Here is a 448-nt window from a genome sequence, read left to right on the forward strand (position 1 = left end):
CTTCTTTTATTGGCAGGACTTGCTACAACGCAAAGGGTTCCGGCAAATGAGTCAACATTAACTCGTGCTATGTTAGAACTAGGGTGTAATCCAAATGTCCATTATGTAGCATCTAAAATGGATGGTGTTGTGACTTATAATAATGGCAATATAACAACTCGGCACAGAGTTTACATTGAAAGACTTTTTAAGTTTTACGTATCTAAAGATGATATTCTTAAAGCTGTAATTGCTTATATTGGTGCATTTTCCGTTTATAAATTTCCTGTAGTTAAAAACATTTCAAGGAGCGAGTCATCAGTATATAAACATCTTGTGAATGCAAAATATTTGAAGCGTTTACTTAATGACGATGAAGATAAAGTACTTTCAGTATATGAGCTTTATGAGAAAACTTTTGAACACGAAGGCCTTTTTTTAATGCAGTATGGGCTTGCTTTGCGTTCTT

General features: G+C 33.9%; 1 protein-coding gene. It reads left to right on the plus strand.

Annotated elements, in window-relative coordinates; all coding sequences use genetic code 11:
* On the plus strand, positions 1–448 hold a 448-nt coding region (locus tag ACT3TJ_RS18075), incomplete at both ends, for a hypothetical protein (protein ID WP_444622848.1).

Origin of the sequence: Halomonas sp. AOP30-A1-24, assembly GCF_052378165.1 — a bacterium.
GTDB classification, from domain to species: Bacteria; Pseudomonadota; Gammaproteobacteria; order Pseudomonadales; family Halomonadaceae; genus Vreelandella; species Vreelandella citrativorans.